Raw genomic sequence first — 19,520 nt, 5'->3', positions numbered from 1 at the left:
CTTTAAGATATTTCCTATCATTTTTATTCTATCCCCATCATGCTTATCCTTATCTTTTTAGCATTGATCGCAGATGATTTGCTTTCTACAGATTTCTCAACCGCTCGAGAAAAAAGTAAAAAATTTTTCTCATATGCGTTTGTCATATGTGAATGAAAAAAATAAAGTTCCACGAGGCTTTCTCCCTTAATTTTTCTCATACAGTCCTTATCTCATAAGGCTTTATTTCTTCTCATAAAATGATTGGGGGATTCTTTGGGGCTGATAGGTTTTTTCTTGAGCGCTGGACCAAAATGTCTGATCCTCTTCACGCTGTTTGAGCCCTTATTCTTTCATAGAGTCCTCTTATAAAAGCATTCCTCTATAAAGGATATTACCGGAGGGTAATAAGGAAAGAGAACGCTTGTAAAACGGACTTATTCATACTTATCATTATAACATAAGATGTCCTCTATTTTCAAATAAAATAATCGTTTATCGGTTTAAAATAAATGCTCAAGGATCAAGCGATTGGATTTGGTGATGTTCTTTTTGTTTCCTTTATAGAGGTTATAAGTTTTCTTTTGCTCCTTTAAAGCTGGTATGAGAAGGGGATCTGTCGTTTAAAGAGTGTGATGCCCTATCCAAAGAAACTGAAGATCATTAGAGAAAAGCGATATTTAAGAGAAAAGGGGCGTTTATGAAACTTGGGGTATAAAGCTGGGGGCTTGTGAGAAACGAAACCTTTCTTGTTAATGTTAAAAGAGGAGCTTTTTCATTTAAGAAACTTTGAAATGAGAATGGAAAAACTTTAAGGATGTTGTTAGGTCATCGGTTGTTTTTTTGCCAATGGGGTGTTCTTAAGTGGGGTGTTCTAGAAACAGTGTCCTTTAGGAGAAGGCTCTCCTGAGGTTGTGTGATCGATCAAGAGGGGGAAAGGGCATTTGGGCTTATAAGCATTGAGAGAAAGTGTATTGTTGTCCCGTATTCAAGGAATTTTAAAAAGGAATTAAAAAAAGACTGAAAAGAAACTATTCGTGCTTGCGTCATGATGAGAAGAGTGCTAGACGACTTCGCCACGCTGTTTCTTGTGTTATCAAATATTGAAGCGTGGGTATTTTAGACGTGGGGGATTCTTCGTATGAAAAAAGATCAATCACAACAGAAACCTGCCCGTGAGGGGACAGCTTTTATCTCACAGTCCATGTTAGAACAATCGGCCGCTTTTAAAAAAGGCATGGTTCTCTCCACAAAGGATTATGTCATCATTTGTTGCTTGGCTATCCTCTTGTTGGTGCTTTTTGCCATTTCTCTCTTTATGAAGCCTTGGGAATTTTTTCAAATTTCTAAAGAACAGCTGCAAGCAATGAAGTACCAAGATTTTCAAGAAATGATTCAAGAAAGTCTTCTACAGCCTTTTCAAAACAATCCTGCGATCGAATTTCTTCGTCATGTAGGATGGAATAGTGTTTGGGCTTTTCTATGTTTTGTACCGCAGATCATTTTGGGCGTTCTTTTGGTATGCTTTCCACTCTTTTCTATTTTCCTCGCCATCTTTAAACGGGACGTGAAGGAAATGATGCAGCTGTGGGAAACATTGCCAAAACAGCAACAGCCAGACGCCATTCTCTCAACAGAATGCAATAGGGAGGGGAAATGACTGCTTTTTTAATGATTCTAGGAGGAAAATTGACTGCTTTTTTAATAACTTTCTTATTGATCTCCTTAGTGACGACTATCTTTATTTATTCTGCATGGATCATGGTACTCTTTTCTACCGTGAAGACTATCTTGGCACTTTATTATTCTTTGATAAAACGGACAATCGTATTAGTTAAGATGCGACGGAAATTAAACAAGAGTCCAGCGCAGAATTTGAGGCATTATCAGGCAGAGGGCAGGGGACAGACAGCCCTTGCAACACAGTTTAGCGCTCTTTCTTTTGAAGAATCTTTGGAACTTTCAAGAAAAGATTATAAAGTCATCTCTTGTATAGCTTTTATTGTGGTTGTGCTTTTCGCATGTGCTACGATTTTTTTATCTCTTCTTACAAAATATACGACTGTTCCCCATACTGGTGCGTTGGCTTTGTTTTTTATTGTTGCGCTACCGTTTTTGTTTATTTTGGTATGTAGTGCTTTCACTTTACCTGTCATTTTAATTCTCCATGGTCTCCTTCATTATGGCGTGAAAAAAACAGTCAAAAAATTAGAAACATTTGCTTGAGCAGAGAATGAAAATGATGAATTTTATCTCAAGGCGATAGAGAAAAAGGCGATAGAGAAAAAGGCGATAGAGAAAAAAGGGGAACGTTATGATAAAATATTTGGCTCTTTTAGGGCTCCTCATTATTGTCATTTTAATGTTTATGGTCATTATCAGGCTTCCTTACCTGTTGATCAAGCACATGAGGGTGTCCTTTAAACTTGCTCGAGAGTTGAAAAAGAATACGACGCAACAAAAGCAAGCCATACAACGCTTGTGTAATGACTGGGAAGAAATGAAAAGACAAAATCTCACGCATAAGACCCTTGAGGAAAAAATGCGTTTGCTTAATTTCAAAGAATCTCTGCCTCTTTATGCAAAAGAATGTAAAATAATCTTTTCTATTCTTATTCTTATTTCTCTTCTACAAATTGCTTTTTCTATCGCAAAATTGGTATGGTGGAAGGATAGGATGGTTAGCTTTATAATGCCGCTTTCAACAACGAGCATTATTTATAACCTTACATGGGTGGGAATTTTTCTCGTTTTTCCGATCATTGGGGTCATGGGTATAAAATTAACCAGAAAATTAAGAGAAACGCTTCTAAAACTGGACGAAGCCATAGAACAGCGCGATCAGGCAATTCGTGTGCAGAATGCGCAAAGTGAAAAAGAGCAAGGGGAAACAAAATGACCAGTAGTTTTATAACATTAGCAGCCTGTTCTATTCTGTTATTTACGCTCTTCAATGCTTTAATATGGGGGCCCATTGTGGTCATTTATTATCTGCTTATCAAGCGTGCGCGGCTCTATTGTCGTGTGAAAAAAGAATTAAAATGTGTGCTCAATGAACGTGATAGCGCTTTACAACAGATCGCTCAAAAGTGAAAAAATGAAAAACAGCAGCCTGTTTGATCAAAAAAAGCTTTCGCTTGTTGGGGCCGACTATAAAAAAATATTCACTCTTTCGACCGTCATGGTAACACTTCCGACAATTATAATGATTATCGTGAAGCTATGGAGAAGGAAGGACTTTTTTTCTATGACTGTCTTAGAGCCATTGGCATGGGTACTTGCCGGGGCTTTTTTATTCTTACCCATTGTTTTTATAATGCTTTTTATTGTAACCTATCAATTGAAGAAAATGATCGGGCAATTGGAAGAAGAGGTTGAGCAGAAAAAAACACCGATGATCCTCTATCATGAACTCTCTCATGAAAATGAGGGGGAAAAGTGAAGAAAAAGAAGAAAATAAAGCTTTCTGCTCTTTTGCTAGTATCTTGGGGCTTTCGCGCTTTAAGGGGCAGTGGTGAAGAGCCTTTGAGCATAAAAGCTTTTATGAGCTTTTAATAGGAGGCTTTAAGACAAGCATAAAATCCATTTCCACCACGCTTTGGTGATGGTTTAAGGGGAGGCTTTGCTGATCGCTTGGTGGACTCCAAGCTGTTCTCAAGACAAAGCAACGCACGGCTGATTTTCTTGAACTGTTTTGCTTTTCTTGTAAAAGGTGCCTCTCTTGGAAAAAACACCACTTAGAACTTTAGAGCCAGAGACTAAAAAATGTGCAAGCGTGAAGGAGAAAGTGTACAATTCTGCAATAGAGAGATGGTCAGCAATAGAGAGATGGCCTGAGAGATGGCTTTTATAAAAAAAGGGGGCTGAGGAGACAAAATAGGTATTTAGACAACCAGGAAATAAGACAAACGGAAAGATATATGATGCGCAGAGGAAATATGCCTTTGAAGCTAAAAGAAAAAATGCTTTCCTCCTATTGTTTTCATAAAAGATGAGAAAATATAAAGATAAGATAAAGATCAGTAATTGATCTAAAAGCCATTCATGGTAATGAATTGCATTCATGATCAGGAACAAAGTTTCGCTTCATGAAAATGGCTTAAAATTTTAGATAAATGAGGGAGAAAAAATGAGACATAATGGGGGGAATTTAAGATCAGATAGGGGAAAAAATTTAAGATCAGATCAGGAACTATCAGATCAGGAATTGCGGTCTTTTTCTTTAGAAGAAATGTTGCTGACACGCAAAAATTATAAAATTATCTTTTGCTTTGCTTTTATTCTTGAGGCTTTTAAAGTAGCACTTATACTGTTATTTAAGTGGGATTTGACAGATTGGTGGAATTATAGTCTCTTTATTTTCATATTAATATTGATTGTTCTATCCGTGCTTCTTTTTTTATTGATCCCTGTTGCTTTTGTGGTTCGTGTTATTTTTACGCATTTGTTGAAAAAAAAGATTGCTCAGTTGGAGAAAGTCATTGGTCCGCGGAGGAAAATTCCTTCTTAACAAAGTTAAGTGCGTGAAGAGGAGGGCAAAATGAATATAAAAGTCTTTCTCTCTTTTCATGCCTTCTAGGAGCACTTTTATGGGCGTGATGTTTGGGGAAAAAATGAGCGGTTGATCTCAAAGTGCTTGATCGTGGTAAATTGAATTCATTGTAAGGACAAAAGCTTCGTTTCATGAAAATAGCTTTTTAGACAAATGAGGGGTAAAAATGAGACACCATGAAAAAAATGCAGCATTGGATGGAACCCCACGGGTTTTTTCGTTGGAAGAAGCGTTTTTGACACGCAAAAATTATAAAGTCATCTTTTGCATGACTCTCACTCTTTCAGCTTTGAGAACGGCTCTCTTCTTACCAATGTTTTTGGGGGTGAAGTTGACAGAGTGGGAAGTCAGTGTCGTGACTATTCTCTTTTATATCATGTTGTTTATATTAGATTTAATTTTTTTATTGATCCCTGTTGCTTTTGTGGTTCGTGTTATTTTTACGCATTTGTTGAAAAAAAAGATTGCTCAGTTAGAGCAGGTAATTTGGAAGCGGATAGCGGCGACATATCGGCAAACGAGTGCGTGAAGGGGAGAGCAAAATGAGAGATATGGATATCGTTGTCCTATTTTCATGGGGTGTGGGCGTGACGCTTTTTACACTGCTTTCTGCTGTGGTCATGATGTTTATTTGGGCATTGTATTATTCTGCTTTTAAGCGGGTGAGATTATATTGCCAAGTGAGGAAAGAATTAAGACGTGTGCTTAAACAACCGGTCGCTTTTGAGCCGCTGAGTGGGGAAATACCGATGATGAAGCCATCATTTGAGGAAAAAGAATTCAAAGATTTTTCTCTTATTGATGAGGAAATTCTCACGATGGAAAGTGCAACGGCGCTTTTAAAGAGTTTGGGGGGAAGGGTAGAAATTGAAGGAAAAGGGGATCATTTGGCAACCTTCTTTTTACCAGATCGTGAAGTACAGTTTCTTTATAATGCTGAGAAGGGGTATCTGCAATTTGATTGTGCCATTGCGGTGGTTTCTGGTATCCATGCGGCGGCTTGCCAAACGATTGATCCTTATAATTCTGGAAGATTGATTACTCTTGAATTGAGTTTTGATCTGAAGGGATTGGAAATTTTTGAAGAAAAGGTCAGTGCGGGGTGTTTACGCCATGCGCTTGAGAAAGCTTTCGAAAAGGCTATGGGCGAGGTTGATCTTGGCAACATGCTCCGTTCTCAATATCACATTCTTCCGTGGGAACACAAAGTTGTGGATCCTAAGTTTTCATCTTATTCGCTGCGTTATCTTGCGGCTCTCGCTTTGATAGGGGATGTTGAAACTTTAGACTCCTATCACAAAAGCTTTATGAATGGTGAGAGACTGGGCTTTGAGACAAGCATTCAAGAAGAGCATCTGGAACGCGCGATAGCGATTGCTAAGGCGGTAGAAGAGACAAAACAGCCCAGTTATGATCTGCTTCAACAGACGGCAAAGAGTTTTTCTATGGAGGTGGAGAGTTATGACTATTTTAAAATCACAGATCCAAATTTTTGCAATAGAAGACGCTCTGGTTACGAAAATTTGCTCGAGGAAAAAAGAGAAGAATTAAGGCAACAGGGATATACAGTATACGAAAAGGACACGATTTGTGAGGTTGATGGGAAAAAAGCGCGTCCTCATATTCTTTACATGAAGGATGGGGAAGTAGAATATATGGATGTAAAATTTAAGATTGATACAGAAAATTATTGAGAAAAATAAAGAATTTAGATAAACTACATAAAACTCAAATCTTAAAATAGCGTATAAGAATAAGAAAAACAGAGGGGATCATGCAGGAGAAAAACGCAATATTGGGAGAGTCTTTCTTTTCATGCAAAAAATTTATGCTCTCTTTAGTGGCAGGCTGTAAGGGGGGGAAAGAGATCAAATGATCAGGCGCTCCTTTTACACAATGTTTTATACAATGTTTTATACGGGCCTTATCATGATGGCTTTAGAAGTTCCTGCGGGTGCAAAAGCTCTGGTAGAGCCAGAGCAGTGGACAAGATGGAAGGGAATTGGGTCTCTTATTTTTCTCTTACCGGTATTGATTTGGTTTTGTCTTCTCACGCCTCTTCCAATCCTTTGGGGGCTTCGTCGCGTTAAAGAGCGCAAATTGGAAAAAATAAAGCAAAAGCTGAAAGAAGAAACAAAACCGCTAAAGATCTCTCGATAAGATGATTACCATGAAGAGTGAGGCTGCGCTTTTTATTTTTTTTCTGCCGTTTGGTTGTTTTCTTCTCGAGGCTGTGACGGTTTTTGCTCTTTTTGTTATGATGATGATCATGGTGCCTTATTATTCTTTAATAAAGCATTTGAGGCTTTATTTCAGAGTAAAAGAACAAAGACGTTTGATGAAAGAACAGCCGCAGCATTTTTGTTTCTCTAAAAAGAGCCTTAAAGAGATCGTACAGCAAAATTTAGTGCTGAACACAGAAATAAGTTCCTATGCGTTTAAAAAATGGCTCTCTTTTTCCAATAAAGATTATGTCATCCACGCATGTCTCTCTTTTATGGTTATCGTTTTCAAAGTTTATGTCTATGTAACTTTCTATACAGAGGTAAGTTTTTTGAATGATGAGAAGAGGTTTATCTCTATGAGTATTTTCTTTTTTTGCTTTGTTGTTTGCTCGGCATGTATTTTGGCAACGGTTCCTATTATTATAATCCTTCGTGAAATTTTAACCTCTCGGCTAAAAAAGAAAATTCAGCAATTGGAAGAAGTGACTAAAGCCCCCCAATCAATTAATTTATAAAGGGAAGAGGTAATTTATAAAGGAGAGAGGTAAAAATGCATAATGAGATGGCGTCGGCTTATACAATCGCTTTGATGACTCTGTTGGGGGGGCTTTTGGATTTGTTCTTAATGGTCCCCATTGTGGCACTGTATATTTCTTTTATCAAACGTTTGATATCTTATTATAAGGTTACACGGCAATTAAACGCAGCGCTGAAAAAGCGCGTGTAGTTCTCAATGATGCAGGGGAATCCTTTTAGATCATGCCCTTGCTTCATGGCCTTGAGAGGGCATAGGGGGATGGTGCACACCGTTGTTTCTTTCATTTTACATTTGCCTTTGTTTGAAGGGGATTAAATCAGTCTCGTGAGATGATATTGGTTCTCTACAGTTTTCTGTAAATAATCAAAGTCGTAAAAACGTGGAGCTGTAAGTGCAAGGGGCTTGGTCAAGAATATGGCGGTTGTGGGAAGGATGATTGGGTGAAGAGGGTTTGAATAGAGGTGTAGGGGTGAATGGAGGTGCTGGAAATGCACAGGGGAAGGGGTGAATTGGTGGGAGGAGTTGGGGAAATGGGGTTTTAGAAGGGTGTGGGGAGGTGTTTTGTACCACTTTATTGAAAGATTTGGCTTTTAAAGGGATTGCCTTTCTTGTCTTCTCAAGATTGCTATGAGGTGATTGTTTTGAAAATGGCAAGTTTTGAAGAATGGTGTCTTTTTATATAAATTGGTGGAAGATTTTCCTATGACGTTTGCCATTGTTTGAAAGGGGATTAAATCAGTCTCGTGAGATGATATTAGCTCTCTACAGTTTTCTGTAAATAATCAAAGTCGTAAAAACGTGGAGCTGTAAGCACAAGGGGCTTGGTCAAATGCATGAGGGATTGGGGATGATTGGGTGAAGAAGGTGTGAATAGAGGTGTAGGGGTGAATGGAGGTGTAGGGGTGAATAGAGGTGCTGGAAATGCATAGGGGAAGGGGTGAATTGGTGGGAGGAGTTGGGGAAAATTGGGGGAAGGATGGGAGCGTTGAAGGAAAGGGGGCTAATACCAATCAATTGGCTTGGGCAATAGGTTTGAGATGATATTGGCTCTCTACAGTTTTCTGTAAATAATTAAAGTCGTAAAAACGTGGAGCTGTAAGTGCAAGGGGCTTGGTCAAATGCATGAGGGATTGGGGATGATTGGGTGAAGAGGGTGTGAATAGAGGTGTAGGGGTGAATGGAGGTGTAGGGGTGAATAGAGGTGCTGGAAATGCATAGGGGAAGGGGTGAATTGGTGGGAGGAGTTGGAAAAAATTGGGGGAAGGATGGGAGCGTTGAAGGAAAGGGGGCTAATACCAATCAATTGGCTTGGGCAATAGGTTTGAGATGATATTGGTTCTCTACAGTTTTCTGTAAATAATTAAAGTCGTAAAAACGTGGAGCTGTAAGCACAAGGGGCTTGGTCAAATGCATGAGGGATTGGGGATGATTGGGTGAAGAGGGTGTGAATAGAGGTGTAGGGGTGAATGGAGGTGCTGGAAAAGCACAGGGGAAGGGGTGAATTGGTGGGAGGAGTTGGAGAATGGGGTTTTAGAAGGGTGCGGGGAGGTGTTTTGTACCACTTTATTGAAAGATTTGGCTTTTAAAGGGATTGCCTTTCTTGTCTTCTCAAGATTGCTATGAGGTGATTGTTTTGAAAATGGCAAGTTTTGAAGAATGGTGTCTTTTTATATAAATTGGTGGAAGATTTTCCTATGACATTTGCCATTGTTTGAAAGGGGATTAAATCAGTCTCGTGAGATGATATTGGTTCTCTACAGTTTTCTGTAAATAATCAAAGTCGTAAAAACGTGGAGCTGTAAGCACAAGGGGCTTGGTCAAATGCATGAGGGATTGGGGATGATTGGGTGAAGAGGGTGTGAATAGAGGTGTAGGGGTGAATGGAGGTGCTGGAAAAGCATAGAGGAAGGGGTGAATTGGTGGGAGGAGTTGGGGAAATGGGGTTTTAGAAGGGTGTGGGGAGGTGTTTTGTACCACTTTATTGAAAGATTTGGCTTTTAAAGGGATTGCCTTTCTTGTCTTCTCAAGATTGCTATGAGGTGTATTTATTCTCAATGCTCATGATTTTGAGAGAGTGTCGTTTAAGAAAAAGTTCGGAACACAAAGTTTGGAGGGCGCGTGCTTGGTTAAGAAAAGCAAAAGGAGGAATTGAATTACAAATTTTGTTTCTTCAGATGATTTTTTATGGCATCGAGGATCTGTTGACTTATCTCCTGATGGGTCAGCCAGCGTGAACCTTTTGATGTTTTCTTTTGTCCTAATTTGATAGAAATGAAATCAACCTTATTTTTGCGTGCGTACTCAGTGATCATTTGATCATGAACGTTGGAACCAAAAACATGAAGAATACACGGTGGTTTAGGCAAAAGCGCTAACTGTTCAATTAACGCGCAAGAAAAGGCAAAGGCAGCTGAATGAATCCATAATATGCAATATTTTAAACCATGCCATTGCTTCACGGCTTCTAAAAATTGTGTCCGTGATGCTGCACAATCATAATCCAACGGGATACACAACTGCTGTTTTTGTAATGCCTCAAGCTGAACTTTGGGGGAAAAAAAGCGTGCGGCGATAATAGCTTCTTTTGGTTTAAGGGATTGACAAAAAGAAGAAAGCATCCCTGTGCCTCCTACAACTAAATAACGATAATGCGCATCCTTTTTTTGCATGTCTGCCCCCCCCTCTTGCTTTAAATGCGTTGCTTTAAAAATGTATACATTTCATCAGAAAGTCGTTCACAACGTGTTTGTATCTCTTTCCTTATAAACTTGCCAAGGAAAACTTTTCCCCTCTAAGGAAAATCCTTGTTTAAAAGAGGTTATTTGTCATCGCGCGTTATCCATAAAGTGGACGCACTGATCTGCAATCAATGTGCAGATGGTGGTGCGCATTGTGGGGTGATCCCTCCATGAGAGATAAGCCCAACGGGTTTATATTATAAGCGCAAGAATCAAGCGCATTTTTTAAAATACACGACTATGAGCCTTTAAAAAGGGTCTTGGCGAGAGGAGACCCCTCGAACCATTGCGATGGTTTTTACAAACGAGCCGACCACAGCACTTGAATGAGCCTCACTTTGATGATGATTTGGATTGACATTCAGATAAGAGGAGGTGCTTTGTCAATCAATCCAATAAAGTGGGGTCTTCTGTTTTACAAAGCAATCCGCTAAATAACTGGTTCGTTGTTATTCATGAGAGGTGATGCGCAGACCACAAAATATCGCTCTCTTCAAAAGGATTTTTTCCCTGAAAGGGCTTACAGCAAGGCTTAAGGTTTATCAGTAAGAATGCTCAATATCCCTTCTGCTACTATAAAGAGCAATTGTGATTGTATTCCATGGTCATGGAATCAATAAACCAAGTATTGTTGAAAAAACATTCCTTAAAACTTGGAAGAGAACGTTCGCACTTTCATTTATGCTGAAACGTTCTATCTCAAAAATAGCTGCTCTCTCAAATGGGTATTGATGAATATATTTTTGACTATTGTCTTGCAAGATCCCCAATGAAAAATGGAAAAGCTCTCCTTTGAGCGATTATTGATCCTTCGTTGAATGAGCGTGCATTAAGATTTTTCATGGTCCATTTTTTTAGGTTGAATTTTTTAGATTGCATCAATCACTTTCTTGAAAATCATGAAGCTTGGTTAGAGGGAAATGATTGAGAGAAAATGCTTTTTATGAACCTTCTCAAAAGGGCTGGTGTTGCTTGTGCGCTTGTGGGTGTGTGGGGGCGCGCAGGGGGTGTGTTAAGGGCGGTGCGGGCGTGTGGTTTGTGGCGGTGGATAGGCGGTTGTGGGGGCTGGTGTTGCTTGTGCGCTTGTGGGTGTGTGGGGGCGCGCAGGGGGTGTGTTAAGGGCGGTGCGGGGATGGCTGTTCGTGGCGGTGGATAGGCGGTTGTGGGGGCTGGTGTTGCTTGTGGGTGAGGCATTATGATGGTGTTTGATGATACGATTAAAGCCATGGGGGGTGATGGAATGAGGTGCTGAATTTTTATAGATTTATCAGAGTGTTATTGCGATACCACTCATGGGGATCTATGAAATGGGGGTGATAAGCCTTGGTTTTGAAATGTTCAGGCGCGTGCTTCTTTACAACAAAACTTTACAACAAAACCGCGAAGGGGCGGTCTTTAATGGTTGACATTATCAAGATTGAGGGGATCCGTGTATGGGGACAAAATTGAGGATATCTTGTTCTCTTTAAGGATTTCTGTTGGCTGACAATGCGTTTTACTTAAGAGATGGTTTGTGTCAAGAAAGAAAAAAGAGTTTTGCCAATAAGGGAATTTTGTGAATAAGGAAAGAGCAAATGAAGGGGAAAAATTCAATAGGGGGTAAAGAGCCGCGCTCTTTTGCTCTTGAAGAGTCCTTTCTTTCCTATAAAGAGCATCGTATCATTTTTTTTATTTCTGTGATCGTTGCGCTGTGTGGGTGGTTTTTTTTGATATTCTTAGAATTCAAAAAGCCGTTGACTATTGCTCAAGAGAACACGCTTTTTGCCTTCTTTGTGCTACGTGAAGTCATCATGGTCTGTGTGTTTGCTTTGATGCCTGTTTTCTTGGTGCTTTATCTCATCTTAACGCATGTGTTGAAGAAAAAGATTCAGCAGTTGAATGAAATACTTTTGCAACGGGGGCAAACAACCAATCAACAAAGTCATCCCGCAAAAATCGATAGAGAAAATATAAGCCGTTTTTTTATCGCATTCCTTTGTTTTATCATTTTGCTTGAAGTGTCTTTTACGGCAGGCGTTGTCATGCTGATTTTGGAATTTTATTCTTTTTTCTTCAAGCGCGTGAGATTGTATTGTAACGTGAAACGCGAATTAAAACATGTCAAGAGCCAAGGGCTTTCACCATTATCGTGAGGGGGAAGAAGCCATGTTCAGCCATTCTCGTGATACAACGCGTGACACAAGAAGAGGAGAGGGGTGAAGAATCATCAGAGAAGGGTGATGACGCCTATGTCGTTTGTGATGAGGAAAATGCTCTTAACGTCATTTGGAGGGTAAGAGCATTTTTTAAAAAACGCTCTTTTTTAAATCTCTGGGAGATTGATTCGAAAATAAGAAAAGAGCTATGGAGAGAAGAGCCATGTATCGCACTTTTTATGGGGCGTGAAAAGAGGGTGGCGTGAAAAAAGAAATGCGCTTATATAAAAATGCGCTTGTATAAAAAAGGGAAGAGCAAATGAAGGGGAAAAATTCAACATTTTATAACAAACTGCTCAATTTTTTTGAGAAAGAGTATTCTTTTGTGCGAGAATATTTTGTCATTTGTCTTCTTTCACTCATGATTGAGTTGGGGAACAGAATCTTCTTTCTACCCTCCTTGGAACAAGGGAATTTGACAGGGGGGCAGGCTAGTTCTCTTTTTCACGCTGTATGTGCGCTCTGGACAATTATTGGTGTGGGGGTTTTGGTTTTGACCCCCGTTATGGTGATCCTCTGCATCATATTGTGGCGTTTGTTGGTAAAAAATACGCGGAAATTGAACAAAATAAATGAGCAACAGGGGAGAATAACCCCTCAGCAAAAAGATCGCGATAAAAAGGGCGTGAGCGTAAAAATGGACGAGATTCTTGTGACAATATTGTGTTTTGTACTTATGTTCGTGACAGTTTGGTTTGCGGCTATGCCCGTGTGGATTTTGCAACTTTATTATGGTGTCTTTAAGTTGGCGAGAAGATATCGTTGTTTAAAACAAGAACTGAAAAGCCTGTTGAAAGAGCAGGAGATAGCTTTTGAAAAATCATGAGCCAGGAAAAAAATCAGAGAAATGCTGAGAAATTGAGCATTGATGGGGAGTGCTCTCGATAACATTTTGCCTTTGAAGTTTTTTGGGGGTCTTTAGGGGCTTTGCCATATAACATTGCTCTAAAAGGGTGGGGAGGGTGAATGGCATTTTTGGGGGAGAAAAAGCGCAAATTGTAGATCATCATTGAGTAAGGGCTGTGTGGGATTAAAGACTGTGTGGGGTGAGAGGTGTGGGGTCCCTAGAGCTTAGAGTGCGTTTAGGGCACTTGGCTTTACTCATTTGAGTGGGGAGGATCGGTAAAAGAGCCGTTTTGAGTGTAGGCGATTGCGGTCTTTAAGGGCTGGTTCCTATTTTTAGCCGCCTTGTTTATAGAGGTTTTGAGATGAATCTTATAGCGTGAGAGCTTGTAAATTTTCTTGACAAAAGGGGAGATTTTGGGGAAAGAAAAAGCGCAGATTGGAACTTATGTGTTTTAAAGATTGGCACGGGTTGAAAATCTTCACTGTTTGAGGAAGGAAAGCGGGGGAAAGATCCCACAAGTATTATGATTTTTATAAATGAGGCAAGCCATGAACCGCCTGTACTCTTTTTTTCATTTTCCGATTTTGCCTGCATCTTCATGCCTTAATTGCAAAAAAAGATCCAGAAATGAGAAGAAGCACTCTTATGTATGAGAGCTAGCTCTCTCTCGTATAGACTTTAGCAAGGAATGAGAGGGGGGTGTTTAAAGAGTTGAGAGGGAAAAAATGAAAGAGCAAAATTGGACATCAGAGCAAGAAACGCATAAAACTATCCATTCTTTTGCGTTCCAGCAAGCATTGCTCTCACCAAGGGATTATAAAGTTATCTTCGCTCTTGCTGTTCTCATTATCCTTTGGAGAATGATTCTAGAAATACCAGATGTCTTAAATTGGCAGCTGACAGGGTGGCAATATGTGGTGCATCTTGTGATCTTTAAGGCAACGGTCATCATAATGGGCTCTGCTCTTTTTTTGATTCCGGTAATGTTCCGGATTCGTCGCAGTGTAACAGATCAATTGCAAGAAAATATTCAAAAATTAGAAGAAGCATTCTCTGTACGAGAGCTCATAAATTCTCTCTCGCATAGGCTTTAACCAAGAATGAGAGGGGGCTTTAACCAAGAATGAGAGGGGGCTTTAACCAAGAATGAGAGGGGGCTTTAACCAAGAATAAGAGGGGAAAATGAACAATAATCCTATCGTCGTATATCTCTTGGATCCTGAGTTCTGGGTGATGATTGTTGTTTTTATGATCATTATCATGCTGGTTTTGGCTCTTTATATTTCTGTCTTCAAACGGATGAAAATGAATTTCCAAGTGAAAGGCGAGCTGGAACGCGTGCTGAAAGAAAATGATTTGGCAACACAACAGTTTTGGAAGGATGAAGCTGTGGTGCTGAAGAGGCGTTTGGAACAAGAGGGAAAAGAGTTCTTGATCGATGATGATGAAATTCTCACCATGGAAAGTGCAACAGCGCTGTTAAAAAGCTTGGGGTGGTTCGTAGAATTGTTGAGAAAAGAAGATCATTTGGCAACCTTCTTTTTATCCGATCGCGAAGTGCAGTTTCTCTATAACGAGAAACACGTAGAAGAATTTTCCCCCTTTGATCGCGGACTTCTCGTGATGAGTGGTATTTTTGCGGCGGCTTGTCAGACCATTAATCCTCTTAATTCTGGGGTTTTGCCAACGGTATTTATAAATTTTGTCCCCAATGGATTGGAAATTTTTGAAGAGAAAGTGAGTGCGCAGCGTTTAAAGAAAGAACTTGATAAAACTTTAGCATGGGCAATGGAAGAGGATTGTCTGCATGAAATGCTTTACTCTCAATATCGTATTCCACCTTGGGAAAGAGACTCTTTAGTATGGTCAACCGTTGAAGCAGAGCTAGCTCCTTATGCGCTGTTGCATCTTGGAGCTCTTGCCTTGCTGGGGGATGTGGAGACTTTAGCTTCTTATGATGAAAGTTTTTCGCGAGGGGATAAACTTGGCTTTGATGAAACCATTGAAAAAATCCATCTGGAACGCGCAATGGTGATGGCTCAAGAGGTGAAAAGGCTAGGAAATTTCAGTTACGATCTGCTGGAACAGGTGGCAAAGATCTGTGCCATAGAAGTGAAGGACACTCAAATTTTCCGAGTGAGAAATCCTTATTTATGTCATCAAAAACGAGATTTGCATCAAAAAATAGTCGAGGAGAAAAAACAAGAATTAAGGCAACAAGGATACGATGTGAGTGATGAACCTCTTGTTATAGAAACTGAGGGGGTCAAACATGCGCCTGATATTACCTATATCAAAGACGGTGAGCCTGCATTTATGGATATAAAAATCGATTAGTTTCCTGAAGCTATTGGAGAGCGCCTTCTGATTTGATGACAGTCTTATTGAAAGAAGCATGAGCCCCATGATTGAGAGGTTTTTACCCCAAAGCAATACAAGTAAAATACAAGGGTAAAATACACAATAAAAGCAGAATACAAGGGCTGGAAAAAATCAAAAAGGACAGAAGGTTTTAAAAAAGTAAGCTGAAAATGTTTTCTTATTCAAGATGAGGGGCAGACAAATGATGGTCAATTTGTCTCTTTTTTGTTTTTTAAATTCTATTTGTTTTAAGAAAAGCCGCTTTATTATGCGAAAAAACACGCTAGAGATTGAGAAAATATTTAAGCTTAAATAAAACTAAATACATCATTATTGATTGCGTAAAACACTGTTCTTTCCGGTATGAGGATATTTTTATAGATTCTGGTCGTTTTTTGTGAAAGCCGGTGTTTTTTATGAAAATCTGTGATGAATATTTAATCTGTGATGAATATTTGAGGATAAGATTTACCAAAAGAGCTCATGAAAACCTTTCCTTAGAGAGGAGGGGCTTTTAAAGTGGGAAGCCTAGTAGAGCGACTAAAGCGTGCAAGAGGCGAAAACGGTTTTAAAAGCACTGGATTTTTTTTAAGATTGAGAAATTTTGTCTCTTCTCTGGGAGAGAGCATTCTGACAAAATATCATCTTTTAAGGCGTGGGGAGAGGGGGATAAAAAATTTAGAGGGGTTTCTTCATATTTTTAGGCGCCTTATTCATTAAGACTTGGGGTTCATTAAGGTTTGGGTTCATCAAGGCTTGGAAGTCAATTCTCGTGGTATAGGGGAAAGTTGAAGTGGGAGGAAAGGCATCTTCTTGAAAAGAGAAGAATTAACTGGAAAAACGGCATAATTGTGGTCTTTCTTTGACGAAAAACAGTATGAGATCTAGAGCTTAGGGCTAGAGCCTGAGAGCCATTCAAGAGGGAGGAAGATGAAATCAAGTGCTTTTCTTGAGTTGCTGATTTTGGGTCCATAAAATACAACACAAATTAAAATAAAAGCCCTCCTTTAAAAGGGCTTTTATATTTCTTTTTATTATATACAAAATGTATAAAACTTTATTTTAAGAACTTTTTTATCTTATACTTTTGCAGAAACCGTTTGTAGAAAATATACCAATATTGATACTAAAAAATTAGCAATGGCAGTTAATAAACTTTTTCCTTTTTCATAGATATCATCTATTGATGCTTGTTCTGATGCAGTTCTATTCGCTGTTCTCAGTATATTCAATGTATCCGATGGGCTCATTACTTGTTTTAAAAGATGTAAATGTGTCTTTTCAACAGTATAAGGAGCAACAATAGGAGAGGGTGCTTGATTGACTATACGATCAGACTTTTGAATCGCAAGAGCTAAACCGCTTGTAACGGCCCCCGCTATAAAAAAATATCTGATATTCATAGTTTTCTCCTATATTTATTTCTATAAATAAATATCGATACGTATCATATATAAATTCACTTTAAATGACTATAGTAAAAATACAACAGTCATAAAAAAGAATAAACTTTGTCTATATTTTGACAAAATTTACTCTTAATTGCCTAAATCAATTCTTTATGATTCTGTTTTATGGATATTTAAAAAAGCTCAAAAGCTGTGTCCGGAAGTGGAATACCGTAAGATGGGTGGTAAAAGAACTGCTATAAAAGTTCTTTTTGTGCCATTGACCAAAGATTTATAAAATGAGGGTTCATTAAAATTAAAATGAGATGTGATGAAAATTGAGTCAAATCCGTAAAGGGAAGGATGCGCTCACTTTACGCTTAAGTGCATCCTCTAGAGATTGGGTACATGCCATATGAGGGTGAGGCGTGTATCCCTTGAGGGGAAGGATGCACTCTTTTTAAAGCGCGAGTGCATCCTCTTATGAGATTGGGTACATGCCATGAGGGTTAGGCGTGTATTCCTTGAGGGGAAGGATGCACTCTTTGTGAGGGCGGAGTGCATCCTCTAGAGATTGGGTACATGCCACATGAGGGTTAGGCGTGTACCCCTTGAGGGGAAGGATGCACTCTTTGTGAGGCGCGAGTGCATCCTCTTATGAGATTGGGTACATGCCACATGAGGGTTCGGCGTGTATCCCTTGAGGGGAAGGATGCACTCTTTTTAAAGCGCGAGTGCATCCTCTTATGAGATTGGGTACATGCCATGAGGGTTAGGCGTGTATTCCTTGAGGGGAAGGATGCACTCTTTGTGAGGGCGGAGTGCATCCTCTAGAGATTGGGTACATGCCACATGAGGGTTCGGCGTGTATCCCTTGAGGGGAAGGATGCACTCTTTGTGAGGGCGGAGTGCATCCTCTTATGAGATTGGGTACATGCCATGAGGGTTAGGCGTGTACCCCTTGAGGGGAAGGATGCACTCTTTGTGAGGGCGGAGTGCATCCTCTAGAGATTGGGTACATGCCACATGAGGGTGAGGCGTGTACCCCTTGAGGGGAAGGATGCACTCTTTGTGAGGGCGGAGTGCATCCTCTAGAGATTGGGTACATGCCATGAGGGTTCGGCGTGTACCCCTTGAGGGGAAGGATGCACTCTTTTGAAGGCTAGAGTGCATCCTCTTATGAGATTGGGTACATGCCATGAGGGTGAGGCGTGTATCCCTTGAGGGGAAGGATGCACTCTTTTTGAAGGCTAGAGTGCATCCTCTTATGAGATTGGGTACATGCCACATGAGGGTGAGGCGTGTACCCCTTGAGGGGAAGGATGCACTCTTTGTGAGGGCGGAGTGCATCCTCTTATGAGATTGGGTACATGCCATGAGGGTTAGGCGTGTATCCCTTGAGGGGAAGGATGCACTCTTTTTGAAGGCTAGAGTGCATCCTCTAGAGATTGGGTACATGCCATGAGGGTTCGGCGTGTATCCCTTGAGGGGAAGGATGCACTCTTTTTGAAGGCTAGAGTGCATCCTCTAGAGATTGGGTACATGCCATGAGGGTTAGGCATGTATCCCTTGAGGGGAAGGATGCACTCTTTGTGAGGGCGGAGTGCATCCTCTAGAGATTGGGTACATGCCACATGAGGGTTCGGCGTGTACCCCTTGAGGGGAAGGATGCACTCTTTTTGAAGGCTAGAGTGCATCCTCTAGAGATTGGGTACATGCCATGAGGGTTAGGCATGTATCCCTTGAGGGGAAGGATGCACTCTTTGATGCAAGGCGGAGTGCATCCTCTAGAGATTGGGTACATGCCATGAGGGTTAGGCGTGTATCCCTTGAGGGGAAGGATGCACTCTTTTGAAGGCTAGAGTGCATCCTCTTATGAGATTGGGTACATGCCACATGAGGGTGAGGCGTGTATCCCTTGAGGGGAAGGATGCACTCTTTGTGAGGGCGGAGTGCATCCTCTTATGAGATTGGGTACATGCCATGAGGGTTAGGCGTGTACCCCTTGAGGGGAAGGATGCACTCTTTGTGAGGGCGGAGTGCATCCTCTTATGAGATTGGGTACATGCCATGAGGGTTAGGCGTGTACCCCTTGAGGGGAAGGATGCACTCTTTGATGCAAGGCGGAGTGCATCCTCTTATGAGATTGGGTACATGCCATGAGGGTTAGGCGTGTACCCCTTGAGGGGAAGGATGCACTCTTTTTAAAGCGCGAGTGCATCCTCTTATGAGATTGGGTACATGCCACATGAGGGTGAGGCGTGTATCCCTTGAGGGGAAGGATGCACTCTTTGTGAGGCGCGAGTGCATCCTCTTATGAGATTGGGTACATGCCATGAGGGTTAGGCGTGTATCCCTTGAGGGGAAGGATGCACTCTTTGTGAGGGCGGAGTGCATCCTCTTATGAGATTGGGTACATGCCATGAGGGTTAGGCGTGTATCCGATGGGGGATGGATGCATGCCATGAGGGTTAGGCATGCATCCGATGGGGGATGGATGCACTCTTTATAAGGCGCGAGTGCATCCATAGGGGAAGGCATATCTCATAAAAATAGAGAAAGCCCAAGAGATTTATTTTTATTTATCTCTACCGGTTTGTGTATTTTATAGATATTTGCTTTGTCTCCTCAATATTTGAGAGGGTTATAGAGTAAGACTCACTGATGACAGGTCATCGTAATGGATTTCAGATCTCT

18 protein-coding genes are annotated in these 19,520 nt (G+C 40.5%); 16 read left to right on the top strand and 2 right to left on the bottom strand.

From position 1 onward, the window contains the following. The first annotated feature begins 1,120 nt into the window (after window positions 1-1,120). The 10 genes from D1092_RS07245 (at window position 1,121) to D1092_RS09555 (ending at window position 7,483) form a co-directional block, all read left to right on the top strand. A complete protein-coding gene (locus D1092_RS07245; RefSeq protein WP_120121100.1) occupies window positions 1,121-1,639 on the top strand; it encodes a hypothetical protein in 519 nt (172 codons plus the stop codon). Next, window positions 1,636-2,205, top strand: coding sequence for a hypothetical protein (locus tag D1092_RS07240; RefSeq protein ID WP_241440170.1), 570 nt, complete (start codon window positions 1,636-1,638; stop codon window positions 2,203-2,205). Before D1092_RS07245 ends, D1092_RS07240 begins: the two co-directional genes overlap by 4 nt. Window positions 2,206-2,293: 88 nt before the next feature. Next, on the top strand, window positions 2,294-2,878 hold the full coding sequence (locus D1092_RS07235) for a hypothetical protein (protein ID WP_120121098.1): 585 nt from the start codon (window positions 2,294-2,296) through the stop codon (window positions 2,876-2,878). After that, on the top strand, window positions 2,875-3,072 hold the full coding sequence (locus tag D1092_RS07230; protein ID WP_120121096.1) for a hypothetical protein: 198 nt from the start codon (window positions 2,875-2,877) through the stop codon (window positions 3,070-3,072). The genes D1092_RS07235 and D1092_RS07230 overlap by 4 nt, the downstream gene beginning before the upstream one ends. Window positions 3,073-3,076: 4 nt before the next feature. After that, window positions 3,077-3,421: a hypothetical protein gene (locus D1092_RS07225; protein WP_241436004.1), complete on the top strand. Its 345-nt coding sequence runs from the start codon at window positions 3,077-3,079 to the stop codon at window positions 3,419-3,421. A gap of 687 nt (window positions 3,422-4,108) precedes the next feature. Next, a complete protein-coding gene (locus tag D1092_RS07220; protein ID WP_241436003.1) occupies window positions 4,109-4,489 on the top strand; it encodes a hypothetical protein in 381 nt (126 codons plus the stop codon). Window positions 4,490-4,697: 208 nt separating this feature from the next. Then, complete coding sequence (locus tag D1092_RS07215; RefSeq protein WP_120121093.1) at window positions 4,698-5,060, top strand: hypothetical protein; 363 nt, start codon at window positions 4,698-4,700, stop codon at window positions 5,058-5,060. Between the two features lie 13 nt (window positions 5,061-5,073). Further along, entirely contained in the window at window positions 5,074-6,225 is a 1,152-nt protein-coding gene (locus D1092_RS07210) for a DUF6990 domain-containing protein (protein ID WP_120121091.1), read from the top strand. Window positions 6,226-6,403: 178 nt separating this feature from the next. Continuing rightward, the gene (locus tag D1092_RS07205; protein WP_241436002.1) at window positions 6,404-6,691 is read left to right on the top strand and encodes a hypothetical protein; all 288 of its coding nucleotides are present in this window, start codon (window positions 6,404-6,406) and stop codon (window positions 6,689-6,691) included. A 615-nt stretch (window positions 6,692-7,306) separates the two neighbouring features. Then, window positions 7,307-7,483: a hypothetical protein gene (locus D1092_RS09555; RefSeq protein WP_167309318.1), complete on the top strand. Its 177-nt coding sequence runs from the start codon at window positions 7,307-7,309 to the stop codon at window positions 7,481-7,483. A gap of 1,964 nt (window positions 7,484-9,447) precedes the next feature. Here the strand turns inward: D1092_RS09555 and D1092_RS07195 are convergent. Continuing rightward, a complete protein-coding gene (locus D1092_RS07195) occupies window positions 9,448-9,963 on the bottom strand; it encodes a Rossmann-fold NAD(P)-binding domain-containing protein (protein ID WP_120121086.1) in 516 nt (171 codons plus the stop codon). 1,012 nt (window positions 9,964-10,975) lie between these two features. On the opposite strand from D1092_RS07195, the gene D1092_RS07190 reads away from it, so the two are divergent. The 6 genes from D1092_RS07190 to D1092_RS07160 all read left to right on the top strand — a co-directional run bounded on the left by D1092_RS07190 (window position 10,976) and on the right by D1092_RS07160 (window position 15,411). Further along, entirely contained in the window at window positions 10,976-11,188 is a 213-nt protein-coding gene (locus D1092_RS07190) for a hypothetical protein (RefSeq protein WP_148255692.1), read from the top strand. Between the two features lie 418 nt (window positions 11,189-11,606). Then, entirely contained in the window at window positions 11,607-12,164 is a 558-nt protein-coding gene (locus tag D1092_RS07185; protein WP_120121081.1) for a hypothetical protein, read from the top strand. Between the two features lie 29 nt (window positions 12,165-12,193). Further along, window positions 12,194-12,433, top strand: a complete 240-nt coding sequence (locus tag D1092_RS09905) for a hypothetical protein (protein ID WP_241440610.1) — start codon at window positions 12,194-12,196, stop codon at window positions 12,431-12,433. 119 nt (window positions 12,434-12,552) lie between these two features. Further along, on the top strand, window positions 12,553-13,053 hold the full coding sequence (locus tag D1092_RS07175; protein WP_241864376.1) for a hypothetical protein: 501 nt from the start codon (window positions 12,553-12,555) through the stop codon (window positions 13,051-13,053). A 746-nt stretch (window positions 13,054-13,799) separates the two neighbouring features. Then, the gene (locus tag D1092_RS07165; protein ID WP_120121077.1) at window positions 13,800-14,168 is read left to right on the top strand and encodes a hypothetical protein; all 369 of its coding nucleotides are present in this window, start codon (window positions 13,800-13,802) and stop codon (window positions 14,166-14,168) included. An 88-nt stretch (window positions 14,169-14,256) separates the two neighbouring features. Continuing rightward, entirely contained in the window at window positions 14,257-15,411 is a 1,155-nt protein-coding gene (locus tag D1092_RS07160; RefSeq protein WP_120121074.1) for a DUF6990 domain-containing protein, read from the top strand. A 1,103-nt stretch (window positions 15,412-16,514) separates the two neighbouring features. On the opposite strand, the gene D1092_RS07155 is transcribed toward D1092_RS07160, so the two are convergent. Further along, entirely contained in the window at window positions 16,515-16,838 is a 324-nt protein-coding gene (locus tag D1092_RS07155) for a hypothetical protein (RefSeq protein ID WP_120121069.1), read from the bottom strand. Window positions 16,839-19,520 lie beyond the last annotated feature (2,682 nt).

The organism is Bartonella krasnovii, from assembly GCF_003606345.3.
Taxonomy (GTDB): Bacteria; Pseudomonadota; Alphaproteobacteria; order Rhizobiales; family Rhizobiaceae; genus Bartonella; species Bartonella krasnovii.
The sequence above is the reverse complement of the archived record's forward strand: the minus strand, read 5'-3'. Positions and strand labels throughout refer to the sequence as shown.

Bases quoted from the DNA above. Each gene is read 5' to 3' on its own strand.
- D1092_RS07225 (WP_241436004.1), top strand. From the start codon at position 3,077: ATGAAAAACAGCAGCCTGTTTGATCAAAAAAAGCTTTCGCTTGTTGGG.
- D1092_RS07205 (WP_241436002.1), top strand. From the start codon at position 6,404: ATGATCAGGCGCTCCTTTTACACAATGTTTTATACAATGTTTTATACG.
- D1092_RS07190 (WP_148255692.1), top strand. From the start codon at position 10,976: ATGAACCTTCTCAAAAGGGCTGGTGTTGCTTGTGCGCTTGTGGGTGTG.
- D1092_RS07230 (WP_120121096.1), top strand. From the start codon at position 2,875: ATGACCAGTAGTTTTATAACATTAGCAGCCTGTTCTATTCTGTTATTT.
- D1092_RS07215 (WP_120121093.1), top strand. From the start codon at position 4,698: ATGAGACACCATGAAAAAAATGCAGCATTGGATGGAACCCCACGGGTT.
- D1092_RS07210 (WP_120121091.1), top strand. From the start codon at position 5,074: ATGAGAGATATGGATATCGTTGTCCTATTTTCATGGGGTGTGGGCGTG.
- D1092_RS09555 (WP_167309318.1), top strand. From the start codon at position 7,307: ATGCATAATGAGATGGCGTCGGCTTATACAATCGCTTTGATGACTCTG.
- D1092_RS07195 (WP_120121086.1), bottom strand. From the start codon at position 9,963: ATGCAAAAAAAGGATGCGCATTATCGTTATTTAGTTGTAGGAGGCACA.
- D1092_RS07160 (WP_120121074.1), top strand. From the start codon at position 14,257: ATGAACAATAATCCTATCGTCGTATATCTCTTGGATCCTGAGTTCTGG.
- D1092_RS07245 (WP_120121100.1), top strand. From the start codon at position 1,121: ATGAAAAAAGATCAATCACAACAGAAACCTGCCCGTGAGGGGACAGCT.
- D1092_RS07235 (WP_120121098.1), top strand. From the start codon at position 2,294: ATGATAAAATATTTGGCTCTTTTAGGGCTCCTCATTATTGTCATTTTA.
- D1092_RS07240 (WP_241440170.1), top strand. From the start codon at position 1,636: ATGACTGCTTTTTTAATGATTCTAGGAGGAAAATTGACTGCTTTTTTA.
- D1092_RS07165 (WP_120121077.1), top strand. From the start codon at position 13,800: ATGAAAGAGCAAAATTGGACATCAGAGCAAGAAACGCATAAAACTATC.
- D1092_RS07155 (WP_120121069.1), bottom strand. From the start codon at position 16,838: ATGAATATCAGATATTTTTTTATAGCGGGGGCCGTTACAAGCGGTTTA.
- D1092_RS07220 (WP_241436003.1), top strand. From the start codon at position 4,109: ATGAGACATAATGGGGGGAATTTAAGATCAGATAGGGGAAAAAATTTA.
- D1092_RS07185 (WP_120121081.1), top strand. From the start codon at position 11,607: ATGAAGGGGAAAAATTCAATAGGGGGTAAAGAGCCGCGCTCTTTTGCT.